The 20,584-nt window shown below is 76.1% G+C and carries 12 protein-coding genes; 4 read left to right on the top strand and 8 right to left on the bottom strand.

All coding sequences use genetic code 11. The features are described 5' to 3' along the window. Nucleotides 1–117: 117 nt before the first annotated feature. The 4 genes from G6556_RS07030 to G6556_RS07015 all read right to left on the bottom strand — a co-directional run bounded on the left by G6556_RS07030 (nt 118) and on the right by G6556_RS07015 (nt 7,345). Nucleotides 118–2,259 carry a hypothetical protein gene (locus tag G6556_RS07030; protein WP_166939824.1) on the bottom strand — a complete coding sequence of 714 codons (2,142 nt, stop codon included), beginning with the start codon at nt 2,257–2,259 and terminating at the stop codon, nt 118–120. Further along, nucleotides 2,256–2,528 carry a hypothetical protein gene (locus G6556_RS07025; RefSeq protein ID WP_166939822.1) on the bottom strand — a complete coding sequence of 91 codons (273 nt, stop codon included), beginning with the start codon at nt 2,526–2,528 and terminating at the stop codon, nt 2,256–2,258. The genes G6556_RS07030 and G6556_RS07025 overlap by 4 nt, the downstream gene beginning before the upstream one ends. A 35-nt stretch (nt 2,529–2,563) precedes the next feature. After that, entirely contained in the window at nt 2,564–6,940 is a 4,377-nt protein-coding gene (locus G6556_RS07020; RefSeq protein WP_166939820.1) for an FtsK/SpoIIIE domain-containing protein, read from the bottom strand. 108 nt (nt 6,941–7,048) lie between these two features. Continuing rightward, nucleotides 7,049–7,345 (bottom strand): WXG100 family type VII secretion target, encoded by a 297-nt coding sequence (locus G6556_RS07015; RefSeq protein WP_166939818.1) that lies wholly within the window; start codon nt 7,343–7,345, stop codon nt 7,049–7,051. 551 nt (nt 7,346–7,896) lie between these two features. Between G6556_RS07015 and G6556_RS07010 the strand changes: the two genes are divergently transcribed. From G6556_RS07010 to G6556_RS07000, 3 genes are read left to right on the top strand one after another with little or no spacing between them, the layout of a single operon-like run. Next, nucleotides 7,897–10,791, top strand: coding sequence for a hypothetical protein (locus tag G6556_RS07010; protein WP_166939816.1), 2,895 nt, complete (start codon nt 7,897–7,899; stop codon nt 10,789–10,791). Further along, nucleotides 10,788–12,071: an ABC transporter substrate-binding protein gene (locus tag G6556_RS07005; RefSeq protein WP_166939814.1), complete on the top strand. Its 1,284-nt coding sequence runs from the start codon at nt 10,788–10,790 to the stop codon at nt 12,069–12,071. The genes G6556_RS07010 and G6556_RS07005 overlap by 4 nt, the downstream gene beginning before the upstream one ends. Next, nucleotides 12,068–14,104, top strand: a complete 2,037-nt coding sequence (locus G6556_RS07000) for a serine/threonine-protein kinase (protein ID WP_166939812.1) — start codon at nt 12,068–12,070, stop codon at nt 14,102–14,104. Before G6556_RS07005 ends, G6556_RS07000 begins: the two co-directional genes overlap by 4 nt. Before the next feature lie 12 nt (nt 14,105–14,116). On the opposite strand, the gene G6556_RS06995 is transcribed toward G6556_RS07000, so the two are convergent. Genes G6556_RS06995 through G6556_RS06985 form a run of 3 tightly spaced genes read right to left on the bottom strand, consistent with a single transcriptional unit; the run spans nt 14,117 to nt 18,800 of the window. After that, nucleotides 14,117–15,109, bottom strand: coding sequence for an NAD-dependent epimerase/dehydratase family protein (locus tag G6556_RS06995; RefSeq protein ID WP_166939810.1), 993 nt, complete (start codon nt 15,107–15,109; stop codon nt 14,117–14,119). After that, entirely contained in the window at nt 15,106–17,781 is a 2,676-nt protein-coding gene (locus G6556_RS06990) for an alpha/beta fold hydrolase (RefSeq protein WP_166939808.1), read from the bottom strand. Before G6556_RS06990 ends, G6556_RS06995 begins: the two co-directional genes overlap by 4 nt. Further along, nucleotides 17,778–18,800 (bottom strand): 3-oxoacyl-ACP synthase III, encoded by a 1,023-nt coding sequence (locus G6556_RS06985; RefSeq protein ID WP_346774768.1) that lies wholly within the window; start codon nt 18,798–18,800, stop codon nt 17,778–17,780. The genes G6556_RS06990 and G6556_RS06985 overlap by 4 nt, the downstream gene beginning before the upstream one ends. A 274-nt stretch (nt 18,801–19,074) precedes the next feature. Between G6556_RS06985 and G6556_RS06980 the strand changes: the two genes are divergently transcribed. Further along, nucleotides 19,075–19,908 carry a sulfurtransferase gene (locus G6556_RS06980; protein ID WP_166939804.1) on the top strand — a complete coding sequence of 278 codons (834 nt, stop codon included), beginning with the start codon at nt 19,075–19,077 and terminating at the stop codon, nt 19,906–19,908. Between the two features lie 3 nt (nt 19,909–19,911). Here the strand turns inward: G6556_RS06980 and G6556_RS06975 are convergent. Then, nucleotides 19,912–20,584 (bottom strand): DUF5701 family protein (locus G6556_RS06975; RefSeq protein ID WP_166939802.1); only part of this gene is annotated, 673 nt, incomplete at its 5' end.

The raw sequence follows: 20,584 nt of genomic DNA, 5'->3' as shown, positions 1-20,584 counted from the left end.
GCACGGGGGTGGGCTGGCGCGGGGCGCTCCAGGCGGCGATCAGGACCGCGACCGCCAGCCCGCTGGCCACGAGCGTGGCCAGCAGCCGCAGTGGACCAAGACGGCGTCGCGCGGCGTTCACTGCGCGACCTCCGGCCAGCACGTGTCCGGCATCTTCGCCGGTGTCGGATGGAAGGAACCGCTGGGGTTGGGGTTCGCAGCAGCGTTGGCGAGCAGGTCGTACGAGTCGGTGATCTCGGAGAGCAGCTCCTGCCGTGCGGCGGTGTCGAACGAGCTGGCCGCGAGGGCCTGCTGCCAGTGCGCCGTGAGCTGCGCGCTGCCGCTGTCGCGATGCGCGACGGAGATCGCTTCTATCTCCTCGAGGCTGAACGCGCCCGACACTGCGACCACCAGGTCCGGCGCGGAACCGGCGGCCACGGAGATGGTGTAGTCGAGGGCTGCCTTGCCGGTGCTCCCGAGCGGGATGAGGGAGATGAACAGGTTCAGCGCCCTGGCGGCGGACTGGAGGTCCCCGGTCTGTGCGCGTGCGGCCGCCTCGAACTGCCTGGCGAGCGCTCCGTGCGTGAGCGCGTAGAGGTAGGCGGAGCCCTGTGCCCCGAGGTAGCGGTCCTCGCTCGTCTGCCCTGAGGTGGCGTGCCCGACGGCCGCCGTCGAGTACGGCTGCAGCTTCTCGACGAACAGGGTGAGTGCCGACGGATCCTGCAGGACGATGCCCAGGACCTGGATGAGCGGCCCCTTCTCGAGATGAAGGCCGGTGATCGTCGTCAGGACCCCGTCGACCAGCGCCGTCGTGGTGAGCTTGCGGTCGTCATCGAGCTCGTTCTTCTCGGTGAGCAGCCCCGCGATCTCGGGAGCCACACGTGCGAAGGCGCCGGCGAGGTGGAGCGATGCGGCGTGTGACACCGCGGAGATCGACAGGTCGGGGTGGCCGGCGAGCGCGGTCACGGCACCTCCGAGGAACCTGAGTGACTCGCTCCACGGCAGGTGAGTGGGGTCGTGCGGCCGGAGCGTCGGGTCCGTGACGACCGCGTGCAGCAGCGCGGCCGGTCCCGCGAACCCGTCGCCGGCCCACGGGTGCTCCCCGTACCAGTAGCCGATCGCGCCCCCGGCGGGCGCGGACGAGAGGAGGTAGTCGCGCGCCGCAGAAGGGATCTCGGCCAGCAGCAGGAAGAGCGTGTTGCACAGCGAGCTCGAGGAATCCGACAGGCCCACGGTGACGGGGTTCTCGGTCTGGATGATGCGTGCAAACCGCCGAGGGTCGTCGATCCGAAGGGCGTCTAGGGTCTTGAACGCTCCGAGGCCCACGTGCGGCGCAAGTCCCGTCGCCGAGAGGAGGGCGTTGACCCGGAGGCTGTCGTGGGGAGTGCCCAGCAGCGGGCGGTCGGCGTCGATCGCCAAGACGAGCTGCGCGCCGAATCGTTCTTGCTCGCGCGTGCTCCATCCCTGCGATGCGGTCGCGAGGGCTGCCGCGAGCAGCGGGACGACGGGACCTCCGTCGAGTCCGGCCATCAGGTCGGCTCGCCGCATGAGGTCGAGCAGTCGGCGCGCCCCGAGCGCTTGCATGAACGTGCCCATGAGCTCGGCGTCGTTGCTGTGCATGAGCAGGAACTGGTGGAGCAGGTCGAGGTTGCCGGTGGGGTCGCGGTCGAGCAGGTCGAGCAGCTCGTCGAGGATGTCGGTTCTCGGGACGGTGCGGCCGTTGCGGTAGGCGATCACCTGCCAGGCGGCGGCGCCGGCGCCGGGTGCGGTGTGCAGGGCGGTGGCCGTGGCGTTGTCGAGTGCCTGTCGTTCGGCGCGCAGGTTGTCGAGTGCGACGACCTGGGTCGCGATGTCGTGGGTGAGGGAGTCGACGGTGCCGCGTGCGTGGGTGATGCGCCAGGCCGCGGTGTCGTCGTCCTTCTGGTAGCGCGCCAGCGTCTTCTTGGCGGTGCTGAGGGAGTCCTCGGCGCTCGACAGTGCGGAGCGGATCTGGTCGCCGCGGGTCTGGATGTCCCTGAGGCGGGTGGCGTAGCGCACGAGCTCGTCCTTGACCCGGTCCCACGCGGCGACGGTGAGTCGGCTGGACTGCGTGGCCCCGTCCAGGCTCGAGCAGAACGCGTTCCCGGCCTGTCCCTGCCAGGCGGTGCGCACCGTAGAGGCGAGGTTGCTGGCGGTGCTGGCGGCGCCGGCGAGGTCGGCGCAGATCCCGCGCACCTGCTCGGCGGCCCTGTCGCACTCTGCGGGGACGCCCTTGTCGGGGCGGCGCTCGACCCCGGTCACCGGATGCTCCGGGCCGCGTCGGCGTCCACACGCTCGAGCTCGTCCAGCGCGACCTGCAGCTGGTCGCCCAGATTCGCCCACGACGTGTAGGCGTTGGCATCCTGCTGCCGGATCATCTGGAAGGCGTGGACGAACGCCTGGATCACCTCGTCCGATCCGCACAGGGAGATCGAGGGGATGGAGCGGTCGGGCCTGATCATCGACCGGTACCCCCGGAGTGTGCGTGCGGGTTCGGCCAGCCCGTCGCCGCTGATCCTCAGGGTGCTCATCGTCGTGCCTCGCTCTCGGGTCGCTGGGTCGTGCGTCAGGGTCGCGGCAGCTGGACGGTCCGGGCCCGTCCGGTCTCGACGTACAGGCCGCGGCCGACAGGGAAGTCGGTGCGTCGCACCCGGGGGAACGAGGTCCGGAACAGCGAGTCGCCGTCCCCCTGGTCGGGCTGCAGGGCGATGCCCCGACGCTCGGCGCGCAGCTCCCCGACGAGTGGCCAGGAGGAGGTCCAGGTCTGGGTCTCGGACTCGGCGATGACCAGGTGCCCGTTGCGGCGGGCCGCGCGGATCAACCCGAGCAGCGGTGGGTCTGCCTCCGTGTTGACGAGGTCGGCGGCGCCCTCGATGACGAGCGTGCTCCCCGGCGCGTCGTCGTGCGCCACGTCGAACTCCGACATGAGGTCGCGTGCCATCGCGGCGATGTCCTCCATCCGCGCGGCGGTGCGGTCCCAGAGGTCGGCCTTGCCCGCGGCTGAACGCCGGGGCCCGACGTAGTACAGGGGTGCGTCCGCCTGGTGCCGACGCAGAGCCTGCGCGAGCGTGATGAGCGCTGTCGTGCGTCCGGACCCCGACATGCCCGCGACGAGGAACGTGCCGGCTCGCACGAAGCCGATCGGGGCGAGGGAGTCGTCGGCGACACCGAGCACGGGCTCTCCGCCGACGTGGGCCGGCAGGTCGGCCGCCGGGACGACCGCGTCGAGGCGCCGCACCGGCGGGGCGGTAGGAGCCCCGTCTTCGGCGAGCGCCGCCGCGAGCGCCTCGACGTGCGCCGCCTGGTCGACGGGGACGTCGTGACCTCCGGGCGTGGCCACCTGGATGACGTCCGAGGAGCCCGAGAGCACGGCGCGCCCGGCGGGGGACTCGCCGGAGAACACGTCCTTCGGGATCCCGAGCTGGGCGGAGGCGTTCTCGTCCGGCTGTCGCAGGACCAACCGCTTGCCGACCGCGCTGGCCATCGAGGTCGGGAGACCGCTGGGCTGTTCCACGGTCACGGCGACGTGGACGCCGACGGCCCGCCCTTCCGCGACGACCCGGTGCAGCTGGGACACGAGGGCTGCGGTGGTCGACTGCGCCTCGTAGGCGCTGCGGAAGGCGACCAGGCCGTCGAGCAGGAGGAACAGCCGAGGGTCGTCCACGCCGCTGAGCTCTCGGTACCCGGTGAGCGTGTCGGCGCGTGCGGCGGAGTAGACGGTCGACCGCCGCTCGATCTCCGCCACCAGCTCCGTCAGCAGCCGCTGGATCCGCTCGGTGTCCGACCCGGCGACGACCGACCCCACCTGCGGCAGCGCCTCGAGCATCCCGAGCGCTCCGCCCGCGAAGTCGAGCGCGTAGATCCGCACGTGGCAGGCAGCGGTGGCAGCGGCGACGGCGATCGACCGCAGCGTGGTCGACTTCCCCGACCCGGAGGTGCCGTAGATCGCGAGCGACCCGTCATCGTCCGGCCGGTACCGGAACGGGCGCTGCGCCTGGTCCGCGGGGACGTCCACCAGACCCAGGGGCAGGTCGCCGTCGGTGTGCCCGCTCGCGGTGTCGAGGGCCACGACGTCCGGCAGCTCGTCGAGCCACGGCCGCCGCGGTGCGGGGATGCCTGCCCCCTCCGCCGCGCGCCGGAGCGTCGCCACGACGCGCGCGGCGTCGGTGGGGCCGTCGGCGGGTCGCTCGAGCAGCGCCTCGGGGGGCGGCGGGACGGTCCACTCCTCGCCGGGCCCGAACGCGAGCGTCTCGATGCCGACGGACACGGGCGGGGGTGCGCTGTCGGAGCGCCCGCCGACGTACCCGGTCTGGAACATGGCGAGCCGGCCGGGCCCGGTGCGGACGGCGCCGCGGCCCGGGATGCGCGGGTCGAAGTGCGCGGCCACCGGCGAACCCAGGACGTCGCTGGAGTCGGCCTCGTCGGCCATGCGCAGGGCGATGCGGAGGTTGGTGTTGGCGCGCAGGTTGTCCTTGATGACGCCGGCGGGCCGCTGGGTCGCGAGGACGAGGTGCAGGCCGAGGGAGCGCCCGCGCTGAGCGACGTCGACGACGCCGTCGACGAACTCGGGGATCTCCTGGACGAGGGCGGCGAACTCGTCGACCACGATGACGAGCGCGGGCGGGGTGCGGGGGTCGCCGGTGCGCTCGAGGGAGAGCAGGTCCTTGGCGCCGGCCTGGGCGAGCAGGTGCTCGCGGTGCCGGAGCTCGGCGCGCAGCGAGGTGAGGGCACGCCGGACGAGGTGGCCGGCGAGGTCGGTGACGAGTCCGACGCAGTGCGGCAGCTCGACGCAGTCGGCGAAGGCGGCGCCGCCCTTGTAGTCGACGAACAGGAAGGTGACGCGGTCGGGGGAGTGCGCGGCGGCCATGCCGAGCACCCAGGCCTGGAGGAACTCGGACTTGCCCGCGCCGGTGGTCCCGCCGACGAGGGCGTGCGGCCCCTGGGACCGCAGGTCGAGCACGAACTCGCCGTCGGTGCCCTGGCCGACCACTCCGCGCAGGTGGGCGTCGGACGAGCGCCGGGTCGGCGGGGCCGCGCGGTCGAGGACCGAGCCGGTCTCGTGCCAGCGCTCGACGACGGCGTCGGGGTCCTCGGCGATCTCCGGCCCGACGAGCGCGAGGTACCCGGCGGACCGGGGGAGGTCCGACTCGTCGAGGGTGAGGGCGCCCGCGTCGGTCACGCCGGCAAGGTGCCGGCCGAGGGTGGTGCCGGTCTCGGCGTCGAGGGTCTCCGGGGTGACGTCCCACCACCGGCCGTCGGCGGTCCGCCCCGTGCGGGCGCCGCGCTCGTCGGCGACCACGACGGCCCGGCAGGACGCGGGCAGCCGGCGCTGGGTGTCGGCACGCCAGACGACCACGACCCGGGCCGCGAGCCCCTCCTCCGCGATCCGCACGAGACGGCCGCGCTCGGCCGGGGCGTCGTCCTCGACCAGCAGCACGACCCACGGCAGGGCGGGTCCGCCGCGGGACCGGGAGCTCTCCCGGCGGTGGGCGATGAGCTCCTCGACCTGCGCGACGACGGTCGCGCAGGCGGCCGGGCTGGACGCGAGGTGCGCCCCCAGCGGGGAGTGCGGGGAGTCGACGTGCGGCAGCCAGGACAGCCACTCCCACCGGGGCGCGCTGGTGCGCGAGGCGAGTCCCGCGACGACGACCTCCGCCGGTGAGTGCAGGCACGCCACCTGGGCGAGCAGCGCGCGCACGACGGGGACCGCGTGCTCGACGTCGCCGGCGACGCCCAGGACGCCCAGGTCCGTCAGGTCGACGGTGTGCGGGACGCCGTCGACGTCGCGAAGCTCGCCGAGCGCGTCCTGGAGCTCCTGCCACAGGCCGGCGTCGGCGGAGCCGCGCGACGGCTCCTCGACGATGGTGCGGGAGGGTGCCGTGCCCGTGCCGACCCGGAGCGCGAGGAACCCCGGCTCCCCGGGACGCGCGGACCACAGGACCGGCGCGAGGCCGAGGGCTGCGCCGACCGTCTCGCGCGTCGCGGGGGCCTCGGCGAGTCGCGCCTGCCGCTCGGTCTCGTGGTCGGCACGGACCTGGGCGCGCAGCAGGTCGAGACCGTCGCGGAACGCGGCTGTCTCGGCGACGAGCTTCCGGCGGCCTGTGCTCCGACCGTTCCACCAGTTGGCGACCATCATGAACGGGCTGAGCGCCACGAACATGAGCGACATCGGGTTGCGCGTGAACGCGTACATGGCGGCACCCATGAGCACCGGACCGACGAGCATGAGCGCGGGGAAGCGTGCGGGAGCGGGTGGCGTCGGCACGTCGGGCGCGGGCAGGGTGCGCTCGGCGTAGCGGGGGACGAGCCGGGGTGAGCGGTTGTACGCCATCACCGCACCCGAGGCGCCGGTGGTGTGGGTCCGTGCCTCGGGGTCGATGACGAGCACCTGGAGCTCGGTCCCGCCGAGCACGAGGATGTCGTCGGGCCGCAGCACACCACGGGTCACGGCGCCGTCGCCGATGACCACGCCGTTCGCGGATCCTGCGTCGACCACCTCCACGGCGTCGCCGACGAGGAGCCGGGCGTGCAGCCGGGAGACCTGCGGGTCGGTGAGCCGCAGGTCGCAGTCGGGGCCGCGGCCGATGGTGGCCGTGCCCGCCGCGAGGTCGACCTCTCTGCCGGAGTCGGGTCCGGACACGACGACGAGGCGGACGACGGCGGGTGCGTCGTCGCCGTCGTCGCGGTGGTCCGCGGACGCGAGCGCGATGGTCGACCCCGCGCGGAAGCCCGCTTCGCTGAGGGACGTCGCGGGGTCGAGCGTCCTGAGGTCGACGTCGTCGGGCCGGTGGATGCGCAGGACCCGTGGCGCGGCCGGCGCGCCCTGGGGGTCGGCGCGCACCAGCGCCTCGGCCAGGTCGCCCGTGGTGGTGGTGGCGTCGGTGGTGATCGTCACCGGGGTCGGCGGGGCGTGCGTGCGGCGCAGGACGACGCGGGTGCGCATGGCTCCTCCCGGAGGCGAGGACGGGCCGCGACGGCGGCCGGGGTGAGGCGGGTGGACGGCACGGCGCCGCCGCGCGGGGACGAGAGGTCCTCGCGCGGCGGCGCGGTGTCACCCGCGCAGCCGGGCGGCGATCTCCGTGTCGGTGTCGCGGAGCACCTGCGCGGTCGTCCGCAGGTTCTGGGCGATCTCCGTCAGGTTGCTCACGGTCGTCGTGGCAGCGGTCGTGAACTGCTCGTAGCTCTGGTTGAAGGCACCGGACGCCTGGTCGGTGACGAATCCGGAGGACACGAGGTTCTGGATGAACGCGCGCAGCTGGGTGAGCTGCTCGTTGAGCTGGTCCCGCCCGGTGGTCAGGCGGTGGGCCGCGGCGTCCATCTCGTCGTAGCTCACGTTCAAGTTGGCCATGGAGGGCTCCCTCGTCGTCGGTGGTCGCGGGCCTACCCCGGCCCGCGGTTCGGCACGCTAGCGCGCGTTTGAGCGCGCCAAGAACGCGCTTGAGTGGCGCGTCCGAAGAATGAGTGGCGCGCTCATGAGTCAAGGTGCCCAAAAGGGGTCAGGGCGGACACGGGTGCTACTCCACCGACTGCGGCGCTGAGCGTCGGGACCCCGGCTGAGTGCCCGGTTCCGCGTCTCGGTGAGTGGTGCTCCGGGGTCGCTCGCAGGGGTTCGAGGGCGTCTTGACCTGCTGGTCCGTTACTGTCCACCTCGCCGGTGCGCTCAGGTACGCCGTTCGTGCCGCCCCCGCTCAACCTTCCGTCGAAGGAGCTCGTTTGTCCGCCAGACACCCCGTCCTGAATGCGTGGTCGGGTCGCCGTCGCCTCGTCGCGCTTGCCGCCGTCACCGCCATTCTCGGGCTTTTCTCCGTTCTGCTGCTCCCGGGCAATTCGGTCGCGTCGGAGCAGCACGGCCTGCAGACGATCGGCGTACGCCTCGGGACCGACGGCGCGATCCGCTCGGTGGCCACGGCGAGCGTCGTCCAGGACGAGGACGGCCGGGTCACCGAGCACCGCGAGGAGCTGGAGCCGGCGCGGGCCGCCGCGGACCTCCCGGTGCGGGTGCAGACCGCCTGGTGGCACGACGGCACGTCCGGCACCGACCTCGCCGACCTCGACGGGCGGTCCGGCCGGTTCGTCGTGCAGGTGGCGGTCCAGGACCTCACGGCGGAGCCCCGGGAGCTGGCGTTCGAGACGCACGGTGCGCGGTACCGGCAGCAGGCTCTGGTGGGGGTGCCGTTCACGGTGGTCGCGAGCGCGACGGTGGGAGCGGGCGACCGGGTGGTCCAGGTGGACGACGGCTCGGGCGACGACCCGCGGGTGACCGACGGGGTGCTGGTCGAGACGACGGAGGGCGATCGGTCGGTCCAGTGGGCCGCCTTCCTCGCCGCGCCGATGCTGTCGCCGACCGCCGACTTCACGCTGGTGGTCGAGTCGCAGGACTTCCGAGCTCCGTCGTTCGACCTCACGGTGCAGCCGGGCCTGGTCACGGATCCCTCCGTCGGGGCGCTGATCGACCGCGCGTACGGCGCGGACGGGTACGCCGTGCGGCAGGAGGGGGCCGCGATCGCGCTCGTCCAGCGCGTGGGCCGGAGCCTCGCCGAGGCGCTCGACTTCGTCGACCAGGTGCACGAGGCGCTCGTCCAGGACGTCGCGCACGTCGGCGAGCGCACGTACGGCAGCCTGGGGGCGAGCTCGGAGGCCGTGCTCGACCACCTCGCGCGCACGGCGGAAGACCTGGACGCGGTGCTCGTCGACGCGCGCTCCGGCCTGGGGCAGGTCGGCACCGAGACCCGTCGAGGGGTGCAGGACCTGTCACGGTCGGTCTCCGACGTCCTCGGCCCTCCCGGGGTGCGACCGACGCTGTCCGAGACGGTCGTGGCCGGGTGCACGGTGACGATGCCGACGCTCGCCGAGAGCGAGGCGCGAACCGTGTCGGCCACCGTGCACCTCGCCGACGCGCAGCTGCGAGCGGTCGCGGACCTGTTCGCGGACGGCCGGGACGCGCCGTCCGCGAGCTGCCGGACGGAGCTGCACCAGCTCGTGCTGGGCACCGTGGGCGACCCCGCCACCGTCGAGCACCCCGACGGGGTGGCCGCGTGCCTCGCGACCCCGGAGGACCACCGCACCATCGCGTGCACCCTCGCGGTGGCGCGCAGCGCGCTGGGGGTCGACCTCGCGGTCCTCGCCGCCGGGCGGGACGAGGTGCGCGCCGTGGCAGACCGGCTCGACGTCGCCGGGCTCACCGGCGCAGTCGGCGGTGCGGACGGGCTCGCCGCCTCCTTGACCGCGCTCCGCGAAGAGCTGGTCGCGGCCCGGTCGGGCTCGTCAGGAGCGGCCGACGACCTCGCGGGCTGGGCGCTCCGCGTCGGGGGATCGGTGGACGACGCGCGTGCTGGGGTGGCACTGGCGCGCGACGGGCTGGAGACGACGGCGTCGGCGGTGGAGGGCCTGCGTCGGGTCCGGGACGAGGCCCGCGTGGCGCTGTCCGACCCCGACCACGGTCCCGGCGCCGTGCTCGCCGCGCTCGACGCGGCGACCGACGCCCCCGGAGCGCCGGGGGCGTGGTTCTTGGCGTCCGGGTACGTGGAGGCGTTCGACGACCTGGCCGGTGACCTCGCTGCCGGGGCGTGCCCCGCCGGGTGGGCCGACGACCTCGGCCCCGACTCGTCGGCCGGCGACGTCGCGCAGGCGCTGGACCGGTTCGACGTCGCCGGCTGCCCGCTCGGAGACCTGGCCGGCGCGGTCGCCGATCTGGTGGTCGGCTACGGCGGCGCGGCGACCACGGTGAGCGCGCTCGTCCACGGCGCCGCGACGGCGCGGACGGCGCTCGGCGCCGTGGAGCGCGCGTTCGACGCGCTCGACACGGCCGTCGACGAGCTGGCCGCTCTCACCGACCCGACCGGCTCGCTCGCGCAGCACCTGCTCGCCCTGGACGACCCCGACCGGGGCACCGGCACCCTCGCGGTGGTCGCGGGCGCGGTCGAGGAGGTGGCCTCGCTCGTGGTCGCCGACGGGGGCCTCCACGACCTCGACGCCCGGCTCGAGGGTCTGGTGACCCTCGTGACCGCGATCTGGCCCGACGACACCGTCCAGCCGCTGGTGGACGCCGGAGCCTGCACCTCGCCGCGGTCCTCGGCCGTCGACCGCCCCGGAGCCTCGGCGCAGATGGTGGTGCGGCACGCGAACCGGCTGCTCTGCCTCGAGGCGGACCTCGACGCGCGGCTGCACGACCTCGACCACCGGCTCGACGAGGTCGCAGGCGGCTCCGACGCGCGCCTCGCACTGGCCTCGGGGCGGACGCAGGACGCGGCCGACCGGGCGCACGACCAGATCGACCTGCTGGCGTCGGGGCTGGTGGCCGAGGTGACCGCGCAGCGCCAGGAGGCCACCGCCGGCTCGCAGGCGCTGGTCACCGAGGCGCGCACGCGGGTGCGGGCGGAGATGGACGCGGTCCTGGCGGACTACGACCTCGCGGCGAGCGGGGTCCTGCAGCAGCTGACCGACGCGATGCAGCGGTCGGGCGCCCAGTCGATCGCGGCGGCGACGGCGCTGGGCGGTGACTTCGCCGACCTGCAGGCCAACCTGGGCTCGCCGGACCCGACCAGCCGGGGCGGCCTGCTGGGCAAGCTGCACAGCATCACGACCCGGGTCGGGGACACCGGCGGAGTCCTGGACTCGGTGCACGGCACCACGACCGCGTACGGGAACGTGCGGTCCGGCGAGCTGCGGGACCTCGACCTGCGGGCGGCGCAGTTCGCCGCGGCCGAGGCGAGGCTCGCCGGGTACCGCCCGTTCGCCGAGGTGTCCGAGGACCTGGAGACCGTCTTCGTGCTGCAGGTCCGGGGTGACCGGTGACCGCGCGTGTCGGTGGTGCGACCAGGGCGGGCGTGGTGCTCGCCGCGCTCGCGGCGCTCGCCGTGCTCGCGGGGTGCACCGCACCGGAGCCCCCGGCGCCGGTCCCGGGCCTGCGACCCGAGCTGTCCCTGTCCGGCGAGATCACGGAGACGGTCCGCCTCGGCGTGCTGGTCCCGCCGGTGGACGGAGCCGGTTCTGAGTTCCGGCCGCAGGTCGAGGGCGCCCGGGTGGCGGCGTACCGGTTCGGGCTCGGCGGTCACCGCGTCGAGCTGCGTGTCGCCCTCGACGACGGGACGGCCGACGGCGCCCTGCGGGCGATGCGCCAACTGCTCGAGGACCGCGTCGCCGGGATCGTCCTGGCGTCGCCCGGCGCGCACACCGCCGACGCCGTCGCGGCGGCCGACGAGTCCGCGACCGCGGTCGTGCTGCCGTACAGCTCCGCCGCAGCGCACCGGTCCGGTTCGTGGTCGGTGGCGCCCAGCAGCGACGCGGTCGCGGCCCGGGTGCAGGACGCGCTCGACGGGCTGGCGGCGACCCGGCCCTACCGCGTCGTCGCCGCCGACCGCCTCGACGCGCGGCCCGACGCGGCACCGGAGGGGTCCCCGGCGACGGGCGCACTCGACGACCCGGACGCCACCGCGGAGGAGGTCGTCGCCCTGCTGGAGCGCCGCGAGGTGGACTCAGTCGTGGTGGACGGGGCCGCGATCGACCAGGCCGCTCTGGTGATCGCGCTCCAGGAGATGCTCGGGACACGTCAGCTCCCGGTCGTGCTCACCCCGGAGGCGCTGACCCCCGGGTTCGGCGACGTCCTCGCGGCCGCGGGCACGTCCGGCGGGCGGCTGCTCGGCGTGGGTACCGACGCGCAGGACCACCGGGCTCTGACCGACCCCGCCGGCGGGTCGCGCACCGCCACGTTCCTCGCGGCGGTGCGGCTCGCGTCCGGCGACCCGGCCTGCAGGAACGTCTACGACGACGACACCTGCGCGGCCGGCGTGCCCCTGGCTGACGCGGCGAGCCACGACGCCACGCTGGCGCTGGTCCGGGCCGTGGACGCCGCGGCCTCCGTCGAGCCCGCCAGGGTCCGGGACGCGCTCGGCGGTCTGCGCCTCGGACGGGCGGACGGGCTGGCCGGTCCCGGCCTCGACTTCAGCACCCCCCAGGCGCTCGCGGACGACGACGTCGTGGTGCTGCACGCCTCGACCTCCGACGCCGGCGTGCGCCCCGCCGCGGCGGACGGGCGACGTGCCTCGCTGTCGTGGTTCGCGGGGTCCGGGCCGTGACCGAGCCGGCCTCCGCGGGTCGCGCTCTCGGCAGCCGGTACACGCTGCTCGACCGGATCGGCCGCGGTGCGTCGGGCGAGGTGTGGCGGGCGCACGACCGCCGGACCGGGGACGCCGTGGCCGCCAAGCTGCTCTGGCCGCAGCACGCGAGCGACCCGGAGATCCTCGCGCGGTTCGTCCAGGAGCGGTCGGTCCTGCTCGGGCTCGACCACCCGCAGGTGGTCCGGGTCCGGGACTTCGTCGCCGAAGGCCGTGACCTCGCGATCGTGATGGACCTGGTCGAGGGACCGAGCCTCGCCCGGCTGCTGCGCGAGCGGCGCACCCTGCCGTCCGCGACGGCGGTGCCGCTGGCGGCCGCCGTGCTGGACGCGCTGGACGCCGCGCACCGGCGCGGGGTGGTGCACCGTGATGTGAAGCCGGACAACGTCCTGCTCGCCCGTGCGGGGAGCCTCGCGGCCGACGACGTCCGGCTCGCCGACTTCGGCATCGCGGGGATCGTCCAGGACGAGGCGGCGCCCGGCACCGAGCTGGTCGGCACGCCGGCGTACATGCCCCCGGAGCTCGTGGCGTACGGCAAGTTCGGCCCCGCGTCCGACGTCTACGCGGTGGGCGTGCTCCTCTACGAGCTGCTCGCGGGGCGGACGCCGTTCGCCGGCGAGGGCACCCACGTGACCCTCGGCATGCGCCAGGTCGAGGACGCGCCGCCGCCGCTCCCGGTCGCCCAGCCGCTGCTGCGCGTCCTGGAGCGGCTGCTGAGCAAGGATCCGGCAGCGCGACCGGACGCGGCGGAGGCGGCGCACGCGCTCAGGTGCCTGGACGACGCGTCGCTGGCGACCCGGGAGCTCCCCGAGCAGACCGCGCCGGCGTCCTGGTCGCGGAGCGCCTCGGTGCTGCCGGCGAAGCACGCCGTGGAGCAGGCCCTGCGGGCGCCGCGGCCGGCGGATCCGGGTAGCGGCACCATCGCGCCGGACGAGGGGACGGCGGACCTCGAGGCCACGTCGCTGCGCGCCGCCGGCCCGTCGCGCCCGGTCCGGCACGTGGAGGACGTGCCGGAGCAGGAACCTCTCGACGGGTCCACGATGATGCGGGCGGTCGCGCCCGACCCCCGGCTCGTCCCGCGCGGCGTGCCGAGTTCGCGGCGGTCGGCGTCGCAGCGGGTGCTGATCGCGCTCGGTGCGGTGCTCCTGCTCGGTGGGGGCGGTGCCGCGCTGTGGGCCTCCGGCGTGCTCGACCGAGACGCGGTGGAGCCCGAGGTGCAGGTCACGACGGCCGCGGCGCACCGCAGCGGCAGCCACCTGCCGACCGGGCTCCGGATGGACCTCGACGCGTCGTGGGACGCGGCGGACCGTGTCACCCGGCTGCGCGTCTCGCTGTCGGCGGCGCCCCACGCGCCCCTGCGCGGTGACGTCCTCGTCGTCACGCCCGCGTCGGACGGTGGGTGCGCGGAGGTCGTCGAGCAGGAGGGCGTGGTCCGGCCGGTGCGGGCGTCGAGCGACGGCGTGGACCTCGCCTGCGGTCAGCGGCTGCTCGACGTCGACCTGCCCGCCGGTTCCACGACCGTCGTCGACCTGGCGGTGGACCTGGTGCCGGTCGACGCCGAGGGCGTCGCCGCGGCGGACTACGGCCCGTGGCTCGAGTCGGTGCGGCAGGCCACGGACGCCGCCCTCCCCGGGCTGCCGGGCACGGCGTTCGCGCTGCAGCGCGTCTCAGGGGTCCGGGCAGAGCCGGACGGGGTGACGCTCACCGGAGCTGCGACCGCGGTCCCGTACCGGGTGATCGCCCTGTGGGCGGGCGGCGAGACCGGCGAGACCGAGCTGTTCACGCAGGACACGGTCGACGGGATGGAGACCGAGCTGCTGCGCCAGCTCACCGGCGGTGCCGGGCTCGACGGGGTGGCGGTGTCGTCGTGCAACGCCGCGCAGGTCCTCGGCATCCGGGTGCTGGCCGAGCAGCCCGACTCGTCCTGCCACGTCCGCGCGGTGGTCGGCGCGCTCGACTCCGGCGAGGCGCCGTTCGCCATCCGGATGCGCTGATCCGCGCCCGGCTCAGCCCCGTCGCCCCCCGTAGTGCGCCGCCAGCCGCGCGAACCCCTCGTCCAGGCTCACGGCCGGCGTCCACCGCAGGTCGGCCCGGGTCTTCCGCTGGTCGAACCAGTGCGCGGTGGACAGCTGCTCGGCGAGGAACCGGGTCATGGGCGGCTCGTCGGTGCCGGGGCGCAGCCGCCACACGGCCTCGACCACGCCGCCCGCCGCCCGCGCGAGGCCGGCGGGCACCCGCCAGGCCGGAGGCCGCACGCCGCCGGCGCGGCAGATCCCGGCGAGCAGGTCGGCGACGGTCCGGGGCTCGCCGTTGGTGAGCACGTAGGCGTTGCCGTGCACCTCGGCGGCGTCGGCCCGGTCGAGCGCGGCGACGATGCCGTCGGCCGCGTTGTCGACGTAGGTGGTGTCGATCAGCGCGGCGCCCTGGTCGAGCAGCGGCAGCCGGCCGCGGGCGGCACGGTCGAGGACGCGCTCGACGAGCTGGGTGTCGCCGGGTCCCCAGACCAGGTGCGGGCGGACGGCGACGACGGCCGGGCCGCCCTCGGCGCCGCGGTCCCGGTCGAGGGCCAGCAGCTCGGCGGCGGCCTTGGTGCGGGCGTAGTCGCCGCGCGCGTGCGCGGGGTCGGCGGGCTCGGCGCCGACCCCGACCAGGGACGCGCCGCCGTGTGCGACGGACGGCGAGGACACCTGGACGAACCGGCGGACGCCCGCGCGCTCGGCGGCGTCGAGCAGCGTGGTGGTGCCGCCGATGTTGACCGCGTCGAACTCCTCGCGCGGCCCGGCGAGCGAGACCCGGGCGGCGAGGTGCACGACCGCGTCGACGCCGTGGAGCGCGCGGGCCACCGCCTCCGGGTCGGTCACCGAGCCCGCCACGTCCTGGGCGCCCGGCACGCCGGACGGCCGGCGCTGCAGCGTCCGGACGTCGGCGCCCCGCGCGACCAGCACCCGCGCGACGGCGCCGCCGAGCAGGCCGGAGGCGCCGGTCACCAGGACGGTCACGGCGCGCCCACCGGGCCGCCGGACAGCACGCGGGACGCCCAGTGGGCGAGTCGGGTGCGGTCGATCTTCGAGTTGTGCCGCACGTCGGTCGGCATCCGCGGTGCGACGAGGACGGCCGCGAGCGGGACCGGCGCGACGGCCCGGACCTCGTCGGCGAGGTCGGCCGGCGCGAGGCCGGGGCGGCGCGGGCCCGCGCCCTCCGAGGGCTCCACGACGGCGACGGCCTGCTGGACGCCCGCCGGGCCGACGCCGACGACGGCCGCGCGGCGGACGCCGCGGACCCGCTCGACGTGCTGCTCCGGGCCGACCGGCGCGAGCGGCCCGTCGGCGGTGACGAGGACGTGCGCGAGCCGGCCCTCGATCCACAGCCGGCCCTCGGCGTCCAGGTGGCCGACGTCGCCGGTGCGGTGCCAGCGGCCGGCGGGGACGTCCCGCTCGGCGGCGCGGTCGGTCAGCCACAGCCGGTCGTAGTGCTGCTTGAGGTGCGGGGCGCTGATCAGCACCTCGCCCAGCACGCCCGGGGCGTCGGACGGCGCACCGGTGGCGGCGCCGTCCGCGTCGAGCGCGCTCACCAGGACCCGCCCGGGGCCGACCGGCCGGCCGACGCACACCCCGGCGTCCGGCGCGGTCGCGGCCGCGCGGATGCCGTCGAGCGTGATGTCGGTGACCAGCAGGCACTCGGTCATCCCGTAGGGGGTGTGCGCCTCGGCGGCCGGCATGAGCGCCGCCGCGGACCCGAGCAGGTCCGCGCTGATCGGCGCACCGGTCGACAGGAACGTGCGGACCCCGGCGAGCGCCGCGCGGTCGTCGGCGTCCAGCCCGTCGGCGGTCGCGACCACGTTGAGGATCGCGGCGGGCGACAGGAACACGATCGACCCGTCGGCGGCGCGCACGGCGTCGGCGACCGCGCGGGCGGTCAGCGTCCGCGGCGCGGAGACGTCCATGTCCGGGGTGACCGAGCGGGTGCCGAGGGCGGGCCCGAGCAGGGCGAACGGCGCGAAGCCCGTCACCAGCCCCGTGTCCGGGCCGACGGCGAAGTGCTCGGCCAGCACGTCGCGCAGCGCGGAGAGCTGCGCGTGCGTGTAGGCGACGCCCTTGGCCGGGCCGGTGGAGCCGGACGTGAACAGGATCGCGGCCTCGTCGTCGGGACCGGGCTCGGGCGGCAGCAGCTCGTCGCGGCCCGCGTCCGCGACGTCGAGCAGCAGGTGCGCGACGTCCAGCGCGCGCCGGGCGGCGGGGCCGAGCGGGTCGGCCGCGATCCGCACGCCGGGCCAGCCGAGCGCGCGCGCGGCGAGCAGGCCCTTCGTCTGGCCGACGACCCAGTCCGGCTGGGCGCCACGCTGGGCGCGGGTCAGGCCGCGGGGGCCGAGGCCGGCGTCCGCGACCACGACGACCGCGCCGAGGCGCAGGCAGGCGTAGACGAGGGCGGTCAGCGTCGGGCCGGGCTGCACGAGCAGCGACACCCGGTCGCCGCGCTGCACGCCGACGCGGCGCAGGCCGGCGGCGATCCGGCGCACCTGGCGCGCCAGGAGCCGCCAGGACACGGTGCGGGGCCCGCCGTCGGCCGCCATGTCGAGCACGGCCGGACCCGGGTCGTCGGCGCGGGCGTCGAGCCGGTCCCACAGCGGGGTCCAGGCGGCGGCGCCGTCGGTGGGGCCGGCGCTCGCGGGTGCGGCGGCGGGCGCGCGGCCGGCCGGCACCTCCTCGGCCAGCCAGTCCAGGAGCGGCGTCGCCCAGTCGACGTCCTCGGCCACCAGGTGCCCGGCGTCCTCGTACCGGTGCACGCGCGCCTGCGGCAGCCGGTCGACCAGGTCGTCCAGGTAGCGGTCGCGGAACACCGGGTCGCGGGGTCCCCACTGCAGCAGCGCGGGGACGTCGAGCGCGGCCACGCCCGCGGCGATCCGGCGCAGCTCCGGCGCGCTCGGGTGCGCGCGGTACCCGGGGATGTCGGCGACGAACCCCTCGACCCCGGCGCGGTCGTCGGCGTGCCGGTACGGCGCGCGGTACGCGTCCGCGACCTCCCGGGGCAGCGGCGGGTGCGCCAGCGCGAGGGTGGTCTCGAGGAACGCGGGCGTCGTGGCGGTCGCGAGCCGCAGCACGGGACCGGCGCCGGCCGCGCGCAGCGGCGCGGGGATCGGCTCGCCGTCCGGGTGCGCGACGGCGGTGTTGAGCAGCGCGAGCCCGGCGAGCCGGTCGGGGTGGTCGACGGCCCAGCCCATCGCCACGACCCCGCCCCAGTCGTGCCCGAGGGCGACGACCGGCCCGGTGAGCCCGAGAGCGGTCGTGAACGCGTCGAGGTCCCGCACCCGCTCGGCGAGCGTCCGGTGCCGGCCGGTGCGCGCGGAGAAGCCCATGTCGAGCTGGTCGACGGCCACGACCCGCCACGCGGGCCGGCCCGCGGCGGCCGCGTCGAGCGTCGCGGGGATCAGCGACCGCCACAGGTAGGACCAGGTGGGGTTGCCGTGCACCGCGAGGATCGTGCCGACCGGCGCGACCCCGCGGGCGGCGAGCTCGGGTCCGGTGTCGAGGTGGTGCCAGGCGGGCTCGCCGACGCCGAGGCCGGTGTCCGGGGCGCCGTCGGGGAGCGGGAGCAGCCGGCTGAACCGCGGGTCCAGGCCGGGCAGCCCGGCGGGCGGGGCGGTGGCGGGACGGACGCGGGGCGCGGCAGTCACCAGGCGAGCTCCATCATCGCGGTGTTGATGCCGGAGCCCACGCCCATCAGCAGGACCCGGTCGCCGGTCCGCAGGGAGTGCTGCTCCTCGACCAGGGTGATCGGGATGGACGCCGGGCCGACGTTGCCGAGGTGCGGGAACGTCGTGGGGACGCGCTTGCGGTTCAGGCCGACGGCCTTGACGATCGCGTCGGTGTGCACCCGGGACACCTGGTGCGTGACGTACCGGTCCATCGACGACCAGTCCCAGTCCCGCTGCGCCTCGCGCCAGGCGTCGACGACGAGCTCCAGGCCGCCCTCGAGCAGCGCGCGGGCGTCGGTGAGCATCGCGTCCGCGCTGCCGACGCACAGGTCGTGGAACCGGGTCGCCGCGCGGGTGACGCCGCCGAGCACGCGGTGGCCGCCCGGGTTCTCGTCCGTCCGGCCGAGCACCGCCGCCGCGGAGCCCGAGCCGAGCGTCAGCGTCGCGAACTCCTCCATGAAGTCCTCGCGCCCGACCTCCGGGCGCAGCAGCCGCTCGACCGTCGTCCGCTGGATGTCGTCGGCGTCCTCGCCGTTGACCACGATCGCGTAGCGGACCTGGCCGGACTCGATCATCGTCGCCGCGAGGCTCATGCCGTTGATGAAGCCGAGGCACGCGTTCGCCACGTCGAAGTTCACGGCGTGGCTGCCGAGCCCGAGCCCGTGGTGCAGCCCCACCGCGACTGACGGCTCGAGGTGCTTGCGGGTCACCGACGTGTTGATCAGCAGGCCCACGTCGCCCGGGTTGACGCCCGCCTCGCGCAGCGCCGCGGTGCCGGCGGCGATCGTCGCGGTGTCGGCGTCCTCGCCCGGCCCCCAGTTGCGGCGCTCCTCCACCCCCGCGACACGCTCCAGGACCGTCCGCGGCAGCCGGAGGCGGCGCAGGGCCGACCCGAGGCGCTCGGAGATCTCCGCGGACGTGGTGATGCGGCTGGGCAGCCGGCTCGCGACGGAGAGCAGCGAGACGTTGCCGAACCGGGTGGTGGCGTTACCGGACACACGGGCTCCAGACGGGCAGAGGACGAGCGGGGGCTCGCGGCGTACTGAGGCAGCCAGCATGCTGCACCTGGCTCCGACGCGCGCCACGAAGGTGCTGGTGCGACGGAGCGGACCTCTCTGCCGGGTGGTCCGGGGCGGGGCACCACGAGGGGAACGAGCGCGCGACGGCGCGGGTTCCGGGCCCCGCGCGTGGCGTCCGACACGTCGGCCGCGCGCCCCGCGGGGGAGCGCCGCCCCTGGTCGCGGGGCCGCGGCCGACCGTAGGTTGGGGACCATGACCGACGTGCTCGTGACCGCCGCCGACCTCGCCCGCGAGCTGGACGGGCCGACGCCGCCGCGGCTGCTCGACGTGCGCTGGGCGCTCGGCGGCCCGCCCGGGGTCGACGCCTACCGCGCGGGCCACCTGCCGGGTGCCGTGTTCGTCGACCTCGACACCGAGCTCGCCGCCCCGCCGAGCGCCGCCGCCGGCCGGCACCCGCTGCCCGACGTCGCCGACCTGCAGGCCGCCGCGCGCGGCTGGGGCCTGCGGGACGGCGAGCCGGTCGTGGTCTACGACGACTCCGGCGCGACGTCGGCGGCCCGGGCCTGGTGGCTGCTGCGCTGGGCGGGCGTCGCGGACGTGCGGATCCTGGACGGCGGTCTGGCGGCGTGGCGCGCGGCCGGGGGCGAGGTCGAGGCCGGTGACGTGGCGGCCGAGCCCGGGGACGTCACGCTGTCCGGCGGGCACCTCCCCGTGCTCGACGCCGACGAGGCCGGCCGGTGGGCCGAGGAGGGCGTGCTGCTGGACGCGCGCGCCGCCGAGCGGTTCCGCGGCGAGGTGGAGCCCGTGGACCCCCGCGCCGGGCACATCCCCGGTGCCGTGAGCGCGCCGACCGCCGACAACCTCGACGCGGACGGCCGGTTCCGCACGGTCGACGACCTGACGGCGCGGTTCGCCGCCCTCGGGGTGCCCGAGGGCGGCGAGGTCGCGGTGTACTGCGGCTCCGGCGTCACGGCCGCGCACCAGGCGGCGGCGCTGGTGCTGGCGGGGCGCACCCCGGTGCTGTACCCCGGCTCCTGGTCGCAGTGGTCGAACGACCCGGACCGGCCGGTCGCCGTGGGGGAGTGAGGGTCAGCCCGCGGTCCGGCCACCCGCCGACGCCGCGCCGAGCCAGGTGTGCGGGTTGCGGTCCCAGCACCAGCCGAGCTTCGGCCGCCGCTCGCTGATCCACACCGCCGGCACCCGCTGGTTCCCCGCGCGGGAGCCCATCAGCGAGAAGCACCGGTTCGGCCGCAGCATGTCGGGCCGCACCGCCACCAGGGCGATCCCCTCGGCCACCGTCAGGGGCGTCCGGCCGCGCTCCCGCACGGCCACCAGGGCGTCCTCCGGCCGCACGTCGCAGAACTCCGTGCCGGTGTCGACGTCGAGCAGCAGGTACGGCGTCGCGGGCACGTCCAGGTCGGGCAGCGGGCGGTAGCCGGCCATCTCCTCGTCGTCGATCACGCTGACCCCGGCGCGCGACCCGCGGCGCAGGGCCGGCACCGAGGCGTTGGCGCGCGCGGTCCCGCCGTCGAGCACGAGGACGAACGGCACGTGGTCGTCGGGGTCGACCGACGACGGGGCGGCCGCGGCACCGGCGGCGAGGGCGGCCCGCAGCGGGGCGACCGCGGCGACCAGGTCGGCGGCGGACAGGCCGTGCACCGCGGCCAGCCCGAGGTCGAGCTGCGCGCGGACCTGCCGGTCGAGCTCGGCGGCGGGCGCGGCGGCGGGGTCGTACGGCTCGGGCGCGCGGTCGGCGGCGGCG

This window comes from Cellulomonas sp. IC4_254 (assembly GCF_011603975.1).
Lineage (GTDB): Bacteria > Actinomycetota > Actinomycetes > Actinomycetales > Cellulomonadaceae > Cellulomonas.
This window is presented reverse-complemented; position numbering and strand designations above follow the sequence as displayed.

What these genes read in the sequence shown, in the direction of transcription:
- G6556_RS07025 (WP_166939822.1), bottom strand. Translation starts at nt 2,528, where the DNA reads ATGAGCACCCTGAGGATCAGCGGCGACGGGCTGGCCGAACCCGCACGC.
- G6556_RS07020 (WP_166939820.1), bottom strand. Translation starts at nt 6,940, where the DNA reads ATGCGCACCCGCGTCGTCCTGCGCCGCACGCACGCCCCGCCGACCCCG.
- G6556_RS07015 (WP_166939818.1), bottom strand. Translation starts at nt 7,345, where the DNA reads ATGGCCAACTTGAACGTGAGCTACGACGAGATGGACGCCGCGGCCCAC.
- G6556_RS06980 (WP_166939804.1), top strand. Translation starts at nt 19,075, where the DNA reads ATGACCGACGTGCTCGTGACCGCCGCCGACCTCGCCCGCGAGCTGGAC.